Origin of the sequence: Proteinivorax tanatarense (assembly GCF_040267685.1) — a bacterium.
Classification (GTDB): Bacteria; Bacillota; Proteinivoracia; order Proteinivoracales; family Proteinivoracaceae; genus Proteinivorax; species Proteinivorax tanatarense.
The window spans coordinates 2433672-2451346 of record NZ_CP158367.1 but is presented as its reverse complement, the minus strand read 5'-3'; the positions used below and the strand labels follow the sequence as shown (position 1 = coordinate 2451346).

The following is a 17675-nucleotide window of genomic DNA, read 5'->3' as shown; positions in this document are numbered from 1 at the left end:
CAATATTTTTGACTTTATTGTATTTTTAACAGACTAACTTCTTTTGCCCATTGGAGCTCTGTTTACATGTATTTTTGTAGGGTGGATATGGGGAGCAGAAAATGCTATAAAAGAAGCTACTTCTAACGGCGAGCATTTTTTGCCATTTCAAAACATTTGGAAGTTTCTTATAAAATGGATATTACCGATAGCAATTGCTGCAGTTTTTGTTCAAGGTTTATTTTTACTTTAATAAAGAGCTTATAATAATACTAAATAAGAGAGGAGTTTTCTAATGGTTAGTTTTTTAGAAAATGTTATTGCACTTGGAAATACAATTTTATGGTCATATGTTTTAATATTTTTATTAATAGGTGCTGGAACATACTTTACTATAAAGTCCAATTTTGTACAATTTAGGTTTTTTAAAGAGATGTTTAGGCTGATTAAACAACCTTCGGATAAGGAAAAAGGAGTTTCGCCCTTTCAAGCGTTTTGTATCAGCACCGCTTCCAAAGTTGGAACTGGTAATTTGGCAGGAGTAGCATTGGCTATTTCGGTTGGTGGGCCTGGAGCAGTTTTTTGGATGTGGCTAATAGCTTTGGTTGGTGCTGCATCAAGTTTTATTGAAAATACACTAGCCCAGGTTTATAAGATTAAAGACAAAAGTGGGTATAGAGGTGGACCAGCATATTACATGGATAAAGCTTTAGGAAAAAGGTGGATGGGGGTTCTATTTTCTGTTTTAATAACTGTTTGCTTTGGTTTAGTATTTAACTCTGTACAATCAAATACGATCTCTTTTGCTTTTGAAGAAGCTTTTGGGTTAAATAGAAGTGTAGTGGGGTTAGGAGTTTTACTTGTTACAGCTACAGTAATTTTTGGTGGAGTAAAAAGAATAGCAAAGGTATCTGCAATTATTGTTCCCATAATGGCCAGTGCTTATATAATTATTGCATTATTTATTCTTATAACTAATATTACTATGCTTCCAGAAATGTTTTCACTTATAATAGGTGATGCATTTGGATTTAAACCTGTATTAGGAGGAGGAGCGGCTGCTGCTTTGATGCAAGGTATTAGAAGAGGTCTTTTTTCAAATGAAGCAGGAATGGGGAGTGCTCCAAATGCCGCTGCGACAGCAGTAGTTTCCCACCCTGTTAAACAAGGTTTAATTCAAACTCTAGGTGTTTTTACTGATACTATTTTTATATGTAGTGCAACAGCATTTATAATTCTATTATCTGGAGAGTATGTTAACGATGGTTTAAGTGGGATACAGCTTACTCAAGCAGCTTTAAGTTTTCATGTAGGTTCATGGGGCAATACGTTCATTGCAATAAGCATTTTGCTTTTTTCATTTAGTTCAATTATAGGGAATTATTATTATGGTGAAACAAATATTGAGTTTTTAAAAGGAAGCAAAATGTTAGTTTTGTGCTATAGAGTAGCAGTTCTATTTATGGTGTTTTTTGGCTCATTAACAGGTTTAGACTTGGTTTGGAGTATGGCAGATTTATTTATGGGGTCAATGGCTTTAATAAACCTTATAGCAATAATTATGCTTAGTAACATTGCGTTTAAGGTTTTGAATGACTATATTCAACAAAGAAAAGAAGGAAAAGACCCGATTTTTTACTCAAAAAATGTAAAAGGGTTAGAGAATGTGGAATGCTGGGAAGAATAGATTTAATATTTGAGTTAACAATAAAAGCTTAATCTTAGAGGTATTATTCTCTAAGATTAAGCTTTTATTATATATTTTGGGAGGAATACCTGGATAATTAGGAATGGTGTATTTGCTTTACAATTATAATATAAACATCCAAAGCACTTATATAGTAAACTGCAGTTTACCTATAAAGTGCTTTGGATGTTTAGAAACAAGTTAATAAAAATTGGCAGGGTCTAATAAAGTCTAAAAACAAAGAAATGACAAGAAAATGGTAGTTGATTGTCAAAAAAAAAGAAACAGTCGAAAATATGTGACACTTATAACAAGGATAAAGAAAAATCAAGTAAATAAATTGGTAGTAGAATTAGTGGGAATTTAATATCATAGTAAACAACAAATCAAACAGGGAGAAATAGTAATGCAGAATGTGATGGTGTTTGTAACTGCTGTATTAGGTTTTGTACTTGGTTTCTATATTTCTAGTGCCGTCAAAAAAATAATCTTGTGGAAGCAAGGGAAAAATAATAAAACTTATACTTTATATCGTAGCGAAAAGAATAGTGATAAATGGATAAACGCTATACTTTTATCAATAGGTTTTTTGCTGGCATTTAGTTTTTTAGATTTATATGCAGCTATCTTAACAGCTGTCATGTCAGCTCTAGCTTTATTTGGAGTAAGAACTGATGAAAGAATAAGGATTATTCCCAATGAGTTGGTTTTACTTTTATTAATTACAGGATTGCTTAATCAATTAATAATCAATGGTTTTAAAGGGGTTGGAGCAGGAATTCTAGCACTAGCCATTGTAACCATGATATTTTTCATTTCAGCTAGATTGACTAAGTTAATGTCAGGTTCTTTAGGGGTTGGTGCTGGAGATATAAAATTAGTTATGGCTTTATCTTTAATGGTTGGTTTAGATAAAATAGTTCTTTTTGTTGTGGGAATTGCTGCATTTTTACTAGTTTATATTTTGTATGGACTATTTACTTATAAAATAAAAGTTGGGAGTAGATTTCCAATGTGTACTCAAATAATGGGTGGATTTATGATAGTAATGTACCAACCAGTATTGATAGAAATTGTGAATTTTATATCATAATTGATTTTTGGGAAAGGAAGGTCACTTGGGATGAAATATAATAATGAAAGTAACTATTATTTAGCTTTACCTGCGACGATATTGAATGAAGAAAGTGGGCAAGGGATGGTTGAATATGGGTTAATATTAGCTTTGGTTGTTTTAGTTACCGTAGGTGCATTAGAACTTTTAGGTAACAACTTGATTAAACCTATGTACGATAAAGTTAAAGATATTATACCGACATGATAATTTTGCTTTTAACATGCTGAAATGTCAGTGTGTTATTAAATATAAACTTATAAGAGGAGGAACTTAATTATGAAATGGTTTTTGAATGAAGAAAGTGGACAAGGCATGGTAGAGTATGGTCTTATTTTAGTGCTGGTGTCTGTTGTAGCAATTGTAGCATTAACTGCAGTAGGTGACAGTTTGAAGGGAATTTTTGAAGATATCGGCAATACTTTAACTGGAAGTAACTAGTAATTAATCTCTTATAAAGCTTTTTTACTAAAAGAAGGGATGGTATTAATCATCCCTTCTATACTCTTTGAGGAGAGAAAAAATGCAAAAAGAAATAAAAGGGTTATTAAAAAAAGAAAATGGATACAGTTTTGTTGAGTTTGCTTTAGTTCTACCTTTGGTTCTGATTATGCTCGGGCTTATCTTTGATATGGGAAGAGCGGTTCATGTAAAGATGGAACTGCAGCATGTGGCCGGAGAAGTACAAAAAGTCATAACTCTATATGAAGAAGAGGGTGTGACAGGTGGGATAAGAGCACATTCTGAACACAATAATCTTGATGAACTTGTATTGCAAATTATAAATGAAGGAACTAATTTAAATTCTGATAATTTAAATGTCAGTATAGAAGAAAGTGAGACTAAAGAAAGATGGTTTATAGGGCATCATTACAACCAGAGAACTAGAAGATTTGATCGAATAAATAACAGAAACGATGTCAAATATGTAACTGTTACTGCTGATTACGAAATGCCCTTTGGGATGTTTATAACTAAAACTATATTAGGAGATAGTATTCAACTTTCTGAATCCTTTACAGGACTTATGTATTGTGGGGGAGACGGTTGGGATTAGTAGAACACAAAAGATAGGTGGTGCAATATGTTAAAAGTGGTAAAAAATGAACAAGGACAAGCTATGGTAGAATATGCTTTAGTTTTACCTGTTTTTTTATTATTATTGATGTTTGTTATAGACGTTGGATGGATCACCTATCAAAAAGTTATGTTTAATCATGTTTGTAGGCGTACATCTTGGGATATTTCTTTACCTCAAGAGGAAGAATGGGTTATGACTAATAATCGCCCAATAGTCAGAAGCGGATTTCGTGCCAATAGAATACTTAGAGAGCAGTTTAGCAAAGCAAATGAGGATACAACTAATCATATAGATTTAAGTAATGTTTCAATATCTAATGGTAAGGTTTCGATATATCCAGGAAGCAAAGTATATAAATATAACGCTCCTAGAGGGGTCCCTAGTGATCAAGCAGACGTGCACTTTGGCACTACCACCATAGAAATCCAAGGAGTAATAGAATATACCATAGAGCCATTAACCCCACTTAGCAAACCTTTTTTTAGGGACGGTATAAATCTAACAAACAACTTGTATAAAGCGCGAAGGATTAGAATGCAATCCTAATACAAAGGGGTGTGGAAAATGCTAGATAATTGCAAGAAAAATGAAAGTGGGGATATATTAGTATTATTTGCGGGGACGTTCATATTACTGATAGTTTTTTTGGGGTTAGCAACAGATGTAGTGCTGGCATTCAATGAAAGAGATAAGCTGATTGAAGTAGGTAACTTAATAAGGGATGCGAGATTTGATTTATCAGAAGAACTTTGGAATTCATATCACCCAGAACAAACTATGAGGGAGATTGCACAAGATATAGCTGAGCAAAATGGGTTAGAGAGAAATCAGGTTGATGTTATATGGAGAGAGGTGGAGACAACACATAGGCGTAGAACTGCAGATATTACAGTTATTTTAACAGATACATATCAGTGTACAACTTTGAGAATGCTTGGGATTAATGAGTTACCAATACAAGTAACGATACCCGGTAGACAATTTAAGGAAAGAAATAGAGTTTGGAGCCCGTAATAGTGATTTTTTAAAAAAGGTAGGGGAATGTTGTTGAAAAATACTAAGATGATAGCCACAGTAGCAGCTGCTTGTATTTTTTTATTAGGATTAATCATTACATTAAGTAGTAATGATAACACCTCAAATGAAAACTTAGTGCAGACGATTATTGTAAGAGAAGATATAAATAGTTTGACAGAGATAACAGCGGATATGGTAAAAGTCAAAGAGATTCACAATGAAGCTGTTCCTGAAAATTCAGTGTCAAATGTGGATGAAGTTGTAGGAAAAGTAGCCATGGTAGATATGTTTAGAGGAGATATAATAACAACACAAAAAATCGAAGAATCGGGAAGTATAAGAGCTGGATTGTCTTCTGTTGTACCAGAAGAAATGAGGGCTATAACTATCAATGTAGAACAGGATTCCGGCGTGGCTGGACTTTTGAAAATAGGAGATCAGGTAGATGTAATCTCGGTATTAGGTGAAGAAGAAACGGCTGTTTTACTTTTGGAAAATAGAAAAGTATTAGCTGTTGATAACCTAATGAACCCTCCAGCAGTTGAAAGTGAGCAGGGTATGCAATACGTGACTGTCACTTTAGCAGTTACTCCAGAAGAGGCATTAGACCTATCACTTGCAACAACTGTAGCAAACGATAATCGTCTTATTTTACGAAATCAGGCAGATGAGGAAAAACAAGGAATTGATGGTGTGATTTTAGAAGATATAAAGAAGTAGTCAACAGGAGGTAAATATGGAAGTTAAAGTTTTAATTTTTGCAGAAGAAATGACAGGTCAAAGGATATTTTCATTACTTCAAGATGATGATATTAGAGTTGTTGGTAGTATAAGTGATGAAAATAAGGTTTTAGATAAAATCACTCAGACCAAGCCGGATTTGGTTTTTGTTTCATCTAAAAGTATCAATTTATTATTGAGAGTATGTCAGCAAATATATTTGTTAAGACCTAGATCTGTACCTGTTGTAATTACTGAAGAATATAACAATGATATTATTCAAAAAGTAATGCAAACTGGAGTTCATTACATCTTACCGATGCAAGTAGATCGAGAGACTTTAGTTACTCAAATAAAGTCAATTCATGCTAATGAATCGGCAAGATTTATTGCGCTAGAAAATACATCAAACGTTAATTGGAAGTCAAAAGTCATAACAGTTTTCAGCTCAAAAGGTGGAGTAGGGTGTTCCACAGTAGTAACAAACCTGGCTATAAAATTGGCTCAAAAAAGAAGAAAGGTTGCTATTCTTGACTTTGATATGGAATTTGGTGATGTTGCTTACGCAATGCGCTTGGATTCAAGAAATACTGTAGCTGAGTTGTTACAGGAGCACAGCAACCCAAATGCAGATGTTATTCGAAAATACATGTCAGTACACTCATCTGGTATAAATGTATTGGGAGCTCCATCTAGTCCGGAGTATGCCGATCATATATCACCTTCTCAGATAGAAAGAATAATATCAGTTCTTAGAACATACTATGACTATTTAATTATCGATACTAGTGTTGGGTTTAATAATGTAAACTTATCATGCTTTGATGCATCTTCTCTGCTTATTTATGTTACTGGAATGGATTTAGCTACCCTTAGAAGCACTAAAAAAGGGTTATCAATAGTAAATTCTTTGGTACATAATGAGAAAATACAGCTTTTAGTTGCAAAAGAGGAGAGTAGTAGAGTGAAGGTGAAGGATGTATCCCAAGCATTAGAATTTCCAATATGGCAGAGCATACCCTTTGACAATAAATTGGCTTTAGAATCTATAAATCAAGGGAGGCCTATAGTTATGGAGTCGCCTTTATCCAAGGTTTCCAAGGCATATCAAAAAATAGCTAATGAAATAGACGAATCTGATGCAGACGAGGGAAGAAAGGAAGGTATCCCTGGCTTAGGTATATTTTCAAGAAAACGGAAAAACAAAAAGGGTGAGGCTTAATGAAGTTATCTGAGAGGCTTGAAAAAGTAAAGAAAAAAAATTTTTCAGAACTTAACACTCCTAAAATGATGGACTTTTCTGAAGAAGTGGAGCAAACTGATAAGTATGACAGTCTAAAAACTGTTATACATAGAGAGGTAATAGACTCTTATAATAAACAGGTACAAGAGAATGATGGAACAAAAGAAGATATAGATGTTATGGAAATTATAAATGAGCTGCTTATTCAAAAAGGAGAAGTTTTAACAAAAAATAAAAGGGAAAGCCTGGCGCAAGAAATATATGACGATATCATTGGATTGGGTCCCCTGGAGTCGCTTTTGAGGGATGAAGAGGTTTCTGAGATAATGGTTAACGGAGCAAAAGATGTGTATGTAGAGCGAAATGGAAAAATCCAACCTTCTAAACTTTTTTTTAGAGATGATTCTCATGTAATTCAAGTGATTAACAGAATAGTATCGCCAATAGGAAGACGTTGTGATGAAGCTAACCCCATGGTAGACGCACGATTAAATGATGGGTCTCGTGTTAACGCCATAGTGCCTCCTATAGCTCTTAATGGTCCTACGATTACTATAAGGAAATTCAAAACTGATCCCCTTCAGATAAAAGACTTGATTGAATTTAATTCTTTATCATTTCCAATGGCATCTTTTTTGGAAGCTTGTGTAAAGGGAAGATGTAATGTTATGGTATCCGGTGGTACAGGAAGTGGTAAAACTACTTTGCTGAACGTTCTATCTAGTTTTATCCCTGATAATGAAAGGATAGTTACTATTGAGGATGCTGCAGAGTTAAGGCTTATGCAGAGTCATGTAATTACATTAGAATCTAGGCCTACAAATGTGGAAGGAAAGGGACAAGTAGCTATTAGGGATTTGGTGAAAAACTCGCTGCGTATGAGGCCTGATAGAATAATTGTTGGAGAGGTTCGTTCAGGAGAAGCTTTAGATATGTTACAAGCCATGAACACGGGGCACGATGGGTCATTAGCCACAGCTCATGCTAACTCTGCAAGAGATATGATAGCTCGATTGGAAACGATGGTTATGATGTCGGGTATGGAGCTACCAGTCAGGGCTATTCGTGAGCAAATTGCTTCAGCTATTGATATTATAGTTCAACAATCTAGATTTAGGGACGGTTCTAGAAAGATAGTTGCAATTTCTGAGGTAACTGGTATGGAAGGTGATATAGTAACTCTTCAAGATATTTTTGTATATAAACAGGAAGGGTATGATGCATCGGGGAAAATAAGGGGCAAATTTGTCCCAACAGGCATTAGGCCTTATGTTGTAGATTCTTTAAGAGAAAATGGTGTTATGATAAAAGATGAATGGTTTACGAAATAGGGTGAAAATATATGCAAATAATAATGCTAGTTTGTTTAACGGTTTTTATTTACAATATTGTCGACTTGTTTATGAGGTTTGTATATAGGAAGTATATAACATATAAGATTAGATTAAATGATATTCAAAAACACAGCTTATTTGAGTATCCAGCGGGAAGCAAAAGAAAGGAACCAAAAGAAAGAATAAGCATTAAACTACCAGAGAAATTAAGGGAAGATTTGATGTTAGCTGGCTTACATTTAAGGCCAGAAGAGTTTATTTTATTATGGGGTATTGTGACTGTATTTCCAGGTTTTTTTGCCCTTCTCCTCAGCCGAGGAATTGTTATAGTAATTACGCTAGTTGTTTCAGGTCTGTTATTTCCAATTATATTGGTGTCTATCTTGAAAAAAAAGAGAATGGAAAAGTTCAATCAACAGCTAGGAGAAGCACTTATGGTTATATCTAATAGTTTAAGAGCTGGTTTTACTTTTGAGCAAGCATTATCTAGTATTTCAAAGGATTTACCGGACCCAATTGGTACTGAATTTAAGAAAATAGTTAGAGAAGTTGAATTAGGAGAAGAACTAGAAAAATCTATGGAAAATGTTGCTAAAAGAATGGAATCTAAGGATATGGAACTAATGACCACTGCTGTAGCCATTCAAAGGCAAGTGGGGGGTAACCTATCAAACATTTTAGATAATATTGGGGAGACCATAAAAGATCGGATAATAATAAAACGCAATATAAAGGCATTGACTGCTCAGGGAGAAATTTCTGGTAAAATAATAGCTCTGTTGCCAGTGGTACTTTTGGTTATGATATCTATGGTAAATCCTGAGTATATGGCACCAATGTTTAATACAACTTATGGGCATGTACTATTGGGACTAAGTATTGTGTTGGAAGTATTGGGATATATAACGATTAAAAAACTAATAAACATAGAGATGTAGGAGGAATTATGATAAAAATACCTTTATTAGTGTCTATTATTACTTATATTTTGGTAATATTACTTTTCAATGTTTTAGGGGAGAAACATAAGGTTTATAAAACTAGACTTAAAGATATTAAAAATGTTAATAAGCCAACGTTACCAAATAATGACATAATGGAGTTATCTTTTGAAGAACGATTTATTAAACCACTTGTTGATAAAATGATTCAATCAGCAGCAAACTTATTCCCAATCAAAAAAAAATCACAGATAAAGCTTGGTCAAAAACTCTCCAAAGCAGGTATAAACATGAGCCCTAAGGATTACAGAGCTATGAATTTAATTATTATTATAGGATTTGGTGTAGTAAGTGGTTATATCGGATCAAGAACTGGAGCTAATATAATACAATTATTTTTGTATTTAATTATTGGGATATTTTTTGGATATGTTTATCGCAGATATTCTTTAGAAACTAAAATCTCTAATAGGAAAAAAGAGATAAAGTCTCAGTTGCCGCAAGTAATAGATATATTAAGTGTGAGTATTGTAGCTGGGCTAAGCTTTGATCAAGCGCTAGAGTATGTAATTGAAAGAACAAAAGGACCGCTAATTGATGAATTTCACATCGTAAAAAGAGAAATTAACTTAGGTAAAAAAAGAAAAGATGCGCTTAAAGCACTCGGTGAGAGATGTGAAATAGATGAAGTGAAGTCCTTTACAAGTTCTGTAATTCAGGCTGATGAACTAGGAACTTCAATGCAGAATGTTCTTAATTCTCAATCTAAAATGTTAAGAATATCCCATAAACAAGAGGTAGAAGAAGCAGCTGCTAAAATCCCTGTTAAAATATTAATTCCGATGGTTGTTTTTATATTTCCAGTTATATTTATTGTGCTTTTAGGACCAGCTGTTCCACAGATAATAGAAGCTTTAGGTAATTAACGGAGGGGAACCATGATAACTAAGCTTAAAATTGCAGATAGTTTTTGGAGTAGGTTGAAAGGGTTAATGTTTAAGAAGAAAATATCATTAAACGAAGGCATGTTTTTTCCAAACTGTGGTAGAGTCCATACGTGTTTTATGAAATTTGATTTGTGTGTTATTTATCTAGATAAGTATTTAAATGTCATTGGGTATCAAGTGTTGAAGCCTTGGAAAATTAGTAAAAGGATAAAAGGAACCAAACATATTCTTGAAACATCTTCTGAATTTAGGAGAGTTTTAAAAAAAGACACTAAAAAGAAAGTGTTAAATATAGAGGAGGTAGAAAAATATGTCTGATTTTTTTGAAAGAAATGATGAGATGGAATTAGATACTAATTTTTCAAGTAATGGTTCCAATAGGGTTAAGAGTAAAAGAAGTATTAGTGATAACTTCAAAAAAACTTTATTTGGTGGTTATACTAAGGGTAGCGTCGATAAATATGTTAATGAATTTAAGGAATCTGTGGAACACATGCGGGAAAATCTTGAGGATCAGCTTAAAGAATTAATGTCGGAAAAAGAGCTACTGTCTCAAGAAAACAATTTACTAAAAAAACAATTTCATGAAGCGGAAAAAAAAGCACAAGAATTGGAAAAGCAGTTTGATGAGTTTGAACTTAAGAATGAGCAGTTTAATGTTGCTAAAGATAAAGAGGAAGAATTGCTACAAGAGAAAAAAGAGTTAACGGACTATTTAGTACAGTTGGAAACTGAATTAGAGTCTTCAAATAATGAGATAAAAAATCAGTCAGAAGAGATTAAGTTATTGAGAGAAAAACTAGATGGACTCTCTGACGAAAATGGAGATAAGTTATTAAAATTAGAAAAAGACATAGATGTTCTTACAAATAGTGTTGAAGAGAAAGATGAGCTAGTAGAGAAATATAAAAAAGAAATTTCTGATTTAAGAACTGAGCTAGATAGTTTAAGAAATAAAGACTGTTCAAGTGAATCATTGAAATTAGAGTTTGAAAAGCTCCAGGAAAGAATTAAAGAAGAAGAGCATTTGCAACAAGAGTTAAGTATTGCGCTTGAAGAAAAAGATAGCGCTAGAGAACAGTTGCAGCAGGAGTTAAGCAAAGAACTAGAAGAGAAGGAAGAGTTAAAGAAGCAACTGGAGCGAAAGTCCAACAAAGAGTTAGAAGCGGTGCAGTTACAACAAGAATTATGCAAAGATATAGAGGAAAAGGAAAGAATTCAAGAGCAGTTGCAACAAGAGTTAAGTAAAGAGTTAGAAGAAAAAGATAGACTTAAAGAGCAGTTGCAACAAAAATTAAGTAAAGAGCTAGAGGAAAAAGATAGACTTAAAGAGCAGTTGCAACAAGAATTAAGTAAAGAGCTAGAGGAAAAAGATAGACTTAAAGAGCAGTTACAACAAGAGTTAGGTAAAGAGTTAGAGGAAAAAGATAGACTTAAAGAGCAGTTACAACAAGAGTTAGGTAAAGAGTTAGAGGAAAAAGATAGACTTAAAGAGCAGTTACAACAAGAGTTAGGTAAAGAGTTAGAGGAAAAAGATAGACTTAAAGAGCAGTTACAACAAGAGTTAAGTAAAGAGCTAGAGGAAAAAGATAGGCTTAAAGAGCAGTTGCAACTAGAGTTAAACACAAAACAAGCAGAGAAAGAAAGAATTAAAGAGTTACAAAATGAGTTAAATAAAGAACTAGATGAAAAACAAAAGATAAAAAGGCAGTTAAATCAACTTGAAGAGAGTAAAGATAGTATTTTATCTGTGGAAAGAGAGGAGAATAAAAAGTTGAGGAGCAAATTAAACTCTATGGAGGATAAAGTTAACTCACTGATACATCAGATAGATAATTTAGAGGATAAAAATTCATCCTTAGAAAAAGACAACAAATACTATGAAGATGTGAGAGAAAAATTTGATAAAATGCATACTAATTTTTTTGATCTTCAAGAAGAAAATGAAAGGTTGAAAATAGATAAAGAAGTTTTAAAAGAACACTTGGAGAACAGTCAAGCCAAGGAAAGGGAATTCTTGCTACTAAAAAAGAATTCAGAATCTTATAGAGAACAAATTAAATTGTTGGAAGAAGATATGGTTGAAATGCTTTCACAAATGGAGCATCAAGGTAAAACAATTCAGGATATTATCAGTAGGCATGAAAATGATCAAAGCAAAATTAGAAAGCTAATACAAGAGAAAACAAAGCTACAGGCAAGAAATGTTGATTTGCTAGAAGAGTTGAGAGATATAAACAAAAAGTTTAACGTAGATGGAAAAAATGTAAACTTTGAAGAGTCTGACTATAAAGAAAGTAAGACTACGTCTAATAAAAACAAAACTATAGATATTTTTAATAAAAAGTATGTGGAAACAAAGTAATTTTTTAAGAAACTATCTAATTGTAGCTTTGAATTTTATAATTAACCAAGTCCAATTATATTAGTAAATTATCCATCACTTGAGCAGGAGGGCATTCCGGTCCTATAGGCTGAAGAGCTAACTCCTTAGAGATTATATTTTGCGGAAAAGGATGGTATTTATAGTGAGTTTACAAAATTGGCACAGCGAAATTAACGAGTTAGATTACTTTAAAAAGAATTTATTTAACAATCAAAAAATAATTATTGCTAAACGAAAGTTACCATATAGAGTATTTTTACGGAGAATAGTGGGAATGGAGTTTACAGCTCATAATTTAATAGAGCTTTTATATGTACTTAAAGGAACAGTTGAAGTCTCAGAAAGAAACCGTGTAAAAATATTAAATCAAGGGGAGCTTTATATAATTAACGCTAATAAAGCTCATAGTATATATAGTGATTCAAAAGATAATATAATGCTAGTTTTCCAAATAAAACCAAGTTATTTAAAGGAAATTTCTGGAATTACACAGGATTCTTTACTAAAAAGCAATAGTCTAGACCCAACAGTAAAAGATAGAATTGTTTATGCATTAGGATTGTTATTTATAGAGAATATAAATGCTCAGAGTAAATATGAGGTTCATCTATCTAGGTTGAAAGATTTAATTAACAACCTTAAGGATTGTTTATTTAAGGACGATACCTTTTATTGTAAAGGTGAAACGGATACTATAGAACAGATTATATTTGATATTGTGGAAGAAAAATCATGCTCAATTGAAGAAGATTTAAGCTTGGAAAAAATGGCTATGAGATATAATGTTAGCTACTCCTATCTTTCTAGAGTTTTTAAAAAAATTACTGGTGAAAATTTTACCCAATACTCTTTAAAACAAAAGCTAAATAAAGCTGTGGATTTACTGTTAAATACAAATGAAACAGTGTCAAAAATATCTATAAGTAGTGGATTTGCAGATGTTAAGCTGTTAAATAAAGATTTTCGAAAAATTTTAAACATGTCCCCTACTGACTTTAGACGAAAGTATAACTGCTTAGATAAGTTAAATGAGGAAAATACCCTATTAGATCACTATTCAGTTAGGGATTTTTTAAAAAAAACAAAAAAAGAAAGAATAAAAAGATATAATACCCTACAGATTGAGGATAAAAAATATAAGATAGGTATCAAAGGAGCGGAAAGCTTTAATACAAAAGAAAAATGGTGTAAAATTATTGAGCTTGAAGACATTGTAGGTGACAACCTTGATAATTTAGAAAAAGTATTAACTGATTTAAGTTTTGAGTTTATAATAATTAAATTTCACTTAAATGAAGGGGAATTTTGTCTAAAAAAAGAAGATAAATTACAATATATACCAAAGATGGAAGTAAGAAATTTAGTAAATGTACTTACCAAACATAGAATAACTCCTGTTTTACAGATAGGGTTAGATTTTCACAATCAGTGTACTTCAACTAATTTAAATGATAAACATTATTTAAACTTTAAATCAGCCATTGATTTTTTGTCAATGATAATAGGTACAACAAATTTAGAAAAGTGGAAATTTGAATTAAATATTAGTGGACTTATGGTTAATTTTTTTAAACAGTCGATAGAGCAGATAGAACATTTATCTGATATTTTAATAAGCAAATTTGGGACTACTAAAAATATTGTTGGAGTTTATATTGGCCCTTTATCAATTAACATGAATAAAGAAGAGATAAAGTATGTAGAAGATATAAGAGGAATGCTAGACAGCATTGGTTATTTGCGGATGGATATCAACTGCTTCAATAGTTACTTGAATAAACAAAGCTTTGTAAATTTAAGTGATTGTATAAATACACTTATAGAACAGCTGAAAGTTTATTTACATTTAGAGAATAGCGAAAAATTAATATGTACATTTAATTATATTGTAGATGATCGTGATGTACCTAAAAAATATGATTTTTTTTACTATAATATTTTTGTGAATTTTTTATTATTAAATATAAACCACGACAATTTTTATGTTTCTTTATGCAAAATAGAAGATGAAGCATGTATTGCCGATAATTATCCAATTTGTAACATACTAGGTATAAAGCTTACTACATTTTATATTTTAAAGTTTATTGAAGAATTGAAAACAAACTTGGTTTGGATAGGCGATGGCTGTGTTGCAACTAGAGATGGAAACGACATAGCTATATTAGTATTCACTATGTATAGGGAATGGGAAAACATTCAGTACTCCTTTAGCGATGAATATAAAGATAGAGAAATGCAAATAGCTTTAAATATAAAAAATATATTTGGTAAATATAAAATAACAGAATATAAAGTGAGTTATGAAAATAACACGTTGTATCAATACTTTTCAGATAATCTGGAGTTAGAAACAGTGTCTGAAGAAGAAAAACTATACATACAAAACAAGGCGATGCCAGAAATAAAAATAAAAGTATCTAATATAGAAGAAAGCTTTGAATATATTACAAAAAAGAAGTTTTTAGGCATAAGCCTTATAAAGATGGAGAAGGTATAATTCCTTTTTCGTATAGAGATACCACCAACTTATAAAGTTAGTGGTATCTATTATTTTTGCTTACCTCTATTTGGTTGTCCATGCTAAAGGGATGAAATACACTTTTTATAAGTTTTGCATTATTATTATAATAGAATAAGGCATGATGTTTAAACCTATTTTTTATTTTGTACCTTAAGTCGATCATTTTAACAATGAACCCATCTTTTTGTTGTTCAAGCTCAACATGGTAAATTGGCGTAAAGTCTTTAAAGTATAACCCTAATTCTTCATTATAGATTTTTTCAATTAAAGAATTGGAAACTTTAGCAAAGCGCTTAAATGAAGTAGGTGATCCTTTATATCCACTAATCTCACCAGCAATATATTCATCATCGGTACTAATAATGTAATCCCACTTTAAGATACCATAATCTGAAGGCATTACATTTATTTTCTTGATAGGGTGTGTATTTTTTAATTCTTTGCTATAGTATAGCTTAAGTTTCTTAACAATATAATTTTTATTATATTGTTTTAACCCGAGATAAGTTACAAAAACAAGTGGTATTAAAAATTTATCTAAAAGATTTCTTTCACTAAAGAAAAATATATATCCACTTAATAATAAAATAGCGGGGTCATAAATGGTTATAAGATTAAAAGTATATTTTTTTTTGTTAAATGGATATAACAATGCAACACCGTAAGAGTTTAGCAAGTCAAAAAAAACATGTGATAAGGTGCCAATAAATGTCCAAAATAAAACTTCTTTAAAGAAAAAACCTGCATAGAACATCGAAAGAAATAAAGTAATCAATACTGACAAAACGACTATACCTAAAAGGGAATGGCTTCCCACACGATGATGTTTTAAATAGACATAGTCGCTTTTAAATTTAGTGATTATATCAAAATCCGGAGCCACCGCCCCAGTTATACAACCTATTAAAGCTGGGTTACTTATATCAGGAGCATTATTTAATCCATAGATAGAAAGTCCTATAATGGCATGTGATATTGGGTCCATTCCTCTCCCCTCCTCTTTATTTTTAATTAGTTTGATTGCGGAAATCTAAAAGATGTGATTTGATAGAATTTTAAAGAATTATTTTGTACTACTATTGAAAATGTCAAGTGACATGTTTGTATAGGGGTTGTATCTGATCACAACACAATTATTTAAAATAAATACAAGTTTACATAAAAATTATAACAAATTTCTGTGTCATTATATAGTTGTATAATATTCCAATAACATATAAGAAGATATATAAATGAAGTTTTAAGAAGGTATTTTGTTTTTTTTGTCGAATTATACTATTAATTTTAATTTAGGTATTTGAAGGGAGGGGTAGGTTTGTTTAACAAATCAAAGTTTCTTATTGCAGTGTTGTGTATTTTTTTAATATCTTTACAAATGATTAACCCTATTTTTGCCAACAGTATTGAGGGTAATATAGATAAAGAAAAACAAAAGCAACAGGAAATAGAAGAAGGCATAGAAAATCGCCGTGAAGAAGTAGATTCTCTTGATAAAGAAATAAATGAGTTAACTGAAGAGGTAGAAGAACTTGATAATAAAATAGCAAAAAGCCAAAAACAAATTCAACAATTAAATGAAGATATAACTTCTACGGAAAGTGAAATTGCTAAAACAGAACTAAAGATTGAAGAAGCAGAAGATTTTTTGGAACAAAATACCGAGTATTTGGATACTCGGTTGATTGCCATGTATCAAAAAGGGTCTGTGGGATATTTAGATGTTTTGCTATCTGCTTCAAGTTTTTCTGATTTTCTTTCAAGATTTAATGCACTTAGGTTAATTTTAGAAGAAGATAAAGAACTTATAGAAGAAGTAAAAGAAAAAAGAGAATACTTAAAAGTAGAAAAAGATAAACAAGTTGAAAGAAAAGATAGTTTAGTGAAAATGATTGCTCAAGCCCAAGTGGCTGAGGAAGAGCTAAAAGAAGATGTACAAAGCCTAAATAGCCTTTCAACTCAGCTTCAGACTAAAAAACAAAATACTCAAGAAGTTATAAGTCAAAAAGAAGCTGCTTCCAAACAAGCGGAGCAACAAATTGTAGCACTTATGGCTGAAAGAGAAAAAGAGCTTGAAAGGCAAAGAAAAAAACGTGAAAGAGAAGAGCAGGAAAGAAGAGAACGTGAAAAGGAAGCAGAGGCTGCAGAACAAAAAAATGACAATTCAAACAACAATAACACAGATAATAAACCAGCGGACAATGACACTGCTCCTCCTCAAGGTGGAGGCATAGAAAAAGCTACAGGTAGACTTATTTGGCCAGTTCAAGGTTCTCGTGGGGTAACATCGCATTATGGTTACAGAACACATCCTATCACGAGGCGAACTAGCATGCACACTGGTATTGATATAGGCATTTACCGAGAAAGATGGGCTGGGTCACCTTCTTTTAATGGCAATCCTGTAAATGTACTAGCTGCTGATGGAGGAGAAGTTATTTTTGCAGGAGGAAATAGAAGTATTGGTTATGGGCTGTACGTTATCGTAGACCATGGTGGAGGGAAAACTACACTTTACGCTCATATGGAAAATATTGGTGTAAAATCAGGTCAAACTGTTAGCCAAGGACAGTCTCTAGGTCATGTTGGATCTACAGGAGTTTCTACGGGTCCTCATTTGCATTTTGAGGTAAGGTTGAATGGAAGACACACAAACCCTATGAACTACTATTAATAGGAAAATAGATAAGCTAAAAAAGATAGGC

18 protein-coding genes are annotated in these 17675 nt (G+C 32.0%); 17 read left to right on the top strand and 1 reads right to left on the bottom strand.

The genetic code is table 11. The features are described from left to right. Positions 1-43 precede the first annotated feature (43 nt). From PRVXT_RS12055 to PRVXT_RS11980, 16 genes are all read left to right on the top strand, one after another. On the top strand, positions 44-232 hold the full coding sequence (locus PRVXT_RS12055; RefSeq protein ID WP_350343117.1) for a hypothetical protein: 189 nt from the start codon (positions 44-46) through the stop codon (positions 230-232). Positions 233-274: 42 nt separating this feature from the next. Further along, on the top strand, positions 275-1666 hold the full coding sequence (locus PRVXT_RS12050) for an alanine/glycine:cation symporter family protein (protein ID WP_350343116.1): 1392 nt from the start codon (positions 275-277) through the stop codon (positions 1664-1666). A gap of 406 nt (positions 1667-2072) precedes the next feature. Continuing rightward, positions 2073-2759 carry a prepilin peptidase gene (locus tag PRVXT_RS12045; protein WP_350343115.1) on the top strand — a complete coding sequence of 229 codons (687 nt, stop codon included), beginning with the start codon at positions 2073-2075 and terminating at the stop codon, positions 2757-2759. A gap of 30 nt (positions 2760-2789) precedes the next feature. Then, positions 2790-2987 carry a Flp family type IVb pilin gene (locus PRVXT_RS12040; protein ID WP_350343114.1) on the top strand — a complete coding sequence of 66 codons (198 nt, stop codon included), beginning with the start codon at positions 2790-2792 and terminating at the stop codon, positions 2985-2987. A 72-nt stretch (positions 2988-3059) separates the two neighbouring features. Then, entirely contained in the window at positions 3060-3221 is a 162-nt protein-coding gene (locus PRVXT_RS12035; protein ID WP_350343113.1) for a Flp family type IVb pilin, read from the top strand. A gap of 82 nt (positions 3222-3303) precedes the next feature. Next, on the top strand, positions 3304-3837 hold the full coding sequence (locus PRVXT_RS12030) for a TadE/TadG family type IV pilus assembly protein (RefSeq protein WP_350343112.1): 534 nt from the start codon (positions 3304-3306) through the stop codon (positions 3835-3837). A gap of 27 nt (positions 3838-3864) precedes the next feature. Continuing rightward, positions 3865-4407: a TadE/TadG family type IV pilus assembly protein gene (locus PRVXT_RS12025; protein ID WP_350343111.1), complete on the top strand. Its 543-nt coding sequence runs from the start codon at positions 3865-3867 to the stop codon at positions 4405-4407. 18 nt (positions 4408-4425) lie between these two features. Further along, positions 4426-4875: a hypothetical protein gene (locus PRVXT_RS12020; protein ID WP_350343110.1), complete on the top strand. Its 450-nt coding sequence runs from the start codon at positions 4426-4428 to the stop codon at positions 4873-4875. Positions 4876-4908: 33 nt separating this feature from the next. Beyond that, on the top strand, positions 4909-5598 hold the full coding sequence (gene cpaB, locus PRVXT_RS12015; RefSeq protein WP_350343109.1) for a Flp pilus assembly protein CpaB: 690 nt from the start codon (positions 4909-4911) through the stop codon (positions 5596-5598). 16 nt (positions 5599-5614) lie between these two features. Continuing rightward, positions 5615-6820 carry a P-loop NTPase gene (locus PRVXT_RS12010; RefSeq protein ID WP_350343108.1) on the top strand — a complete coding sequence of 402 codons (1206 nt, stop codon included), beginning with the start codon at positions 5615-5617 and terminating at the stop codon, positions 6818-6820. Continuing rightward, positions 6820-8172: a CpaF family protein gene (locus PRVXT_RS12005; protein ID WP_350343107.1), complete on the top strand. Its 1353-nt coding sequence runs from the start codon at positions 6820-6822 to the stop codon at positions 8170-8172. Before PRVXT_RS12010 ends, PRVXT_RS12005 begins: the two co-directional genes overlap by 1 nt. Positions 8173-8183: 11 nt before the next feature. Further along, a complete protein-coding gene (locus PRVXT_RS12000; protein WP_350343106.1) occupies positions 8184-9113 on the top strand; it encodes a type II secretion system F family protein in 930 nt (309 codons plus the stop codon). 8 nt (positions 9114-9121) lie between these two features. After that, positions 9122-10042: a type II secretion system F family protein gene (locus tag PRVXT_RS11995; RefSeq protein ID WP_350343105.1), complete on the top strand. Its 921-nt coding sequence runs from the start codon at positions 9122-9124 to the stop codon at positions 10040-10042. Between the two features lie 12 nt (positions 10043-10054). Next, entirely contained in the window at positions 10055-10381 is a 327-nt protein-coding gene (locus tag PRVXT_RS11990) for a DUF192 domain-containing protein (protein WP_350343104.1), read from the top strand. After that, a complete protein-coding gene (locus PRVXT_RS11985; protein ID WP_350343103.1) occupies positions 10374-12428 on the top strand; it encodes a hypothetical protein in 2055 nt (684 codons plus the stop codon). Before PRVXT_RS11990 ends, PRVXT_RS11985 begins: the two co-directional genes overlap by 8 nt. Before the next feature lie 163 nt (positions 12429-12591). Beyond that, the gene (locus PRVXT_RS11980; protein WP_350343102.1) at positions 12592-14949 is read left to right on the top strand and encodes an AraC family transcriptional regulator; all 2358 of its coding nucleotides are present in this window, start codon (positions 12592-12594) and stop codon (positions 14947-14949) included. 37 nt (positions 14950-14986) lie between these two features. Here the strand turns inward: PRVXT_RS11980 and PRVXT_RS11975 are convergent, their stop codons facing one another. Next, positions 14987-15958, bottom strand: coding sequence for a metal-dependent hydrolase (locus tag PRVXT_RS11975; RefSeq protein WP_350343101.1), 972 nt, complete (start codon positions 15956-15958; stop codon positions 14987-14989). A 330-nt stretch (positions 15959-16288) separates the two neighbouring features. On the opposite strand from PRVXT_RS11975, the gene PRVXT_RS11970 reads away from it, so the two are divergent. Beyond that, a complete protein-coding gene (locus tag PRVXT_RS11970; RefSeq protein ID WP_350343100.1) occupies positions 16289-17644 on the top strand; it encodes a murein hydrolase activator EnvC family protein in 1356 nt (451 codons plus the stop codon). Positions 17645-17675 lie beyond the last annotated feature (31 nt).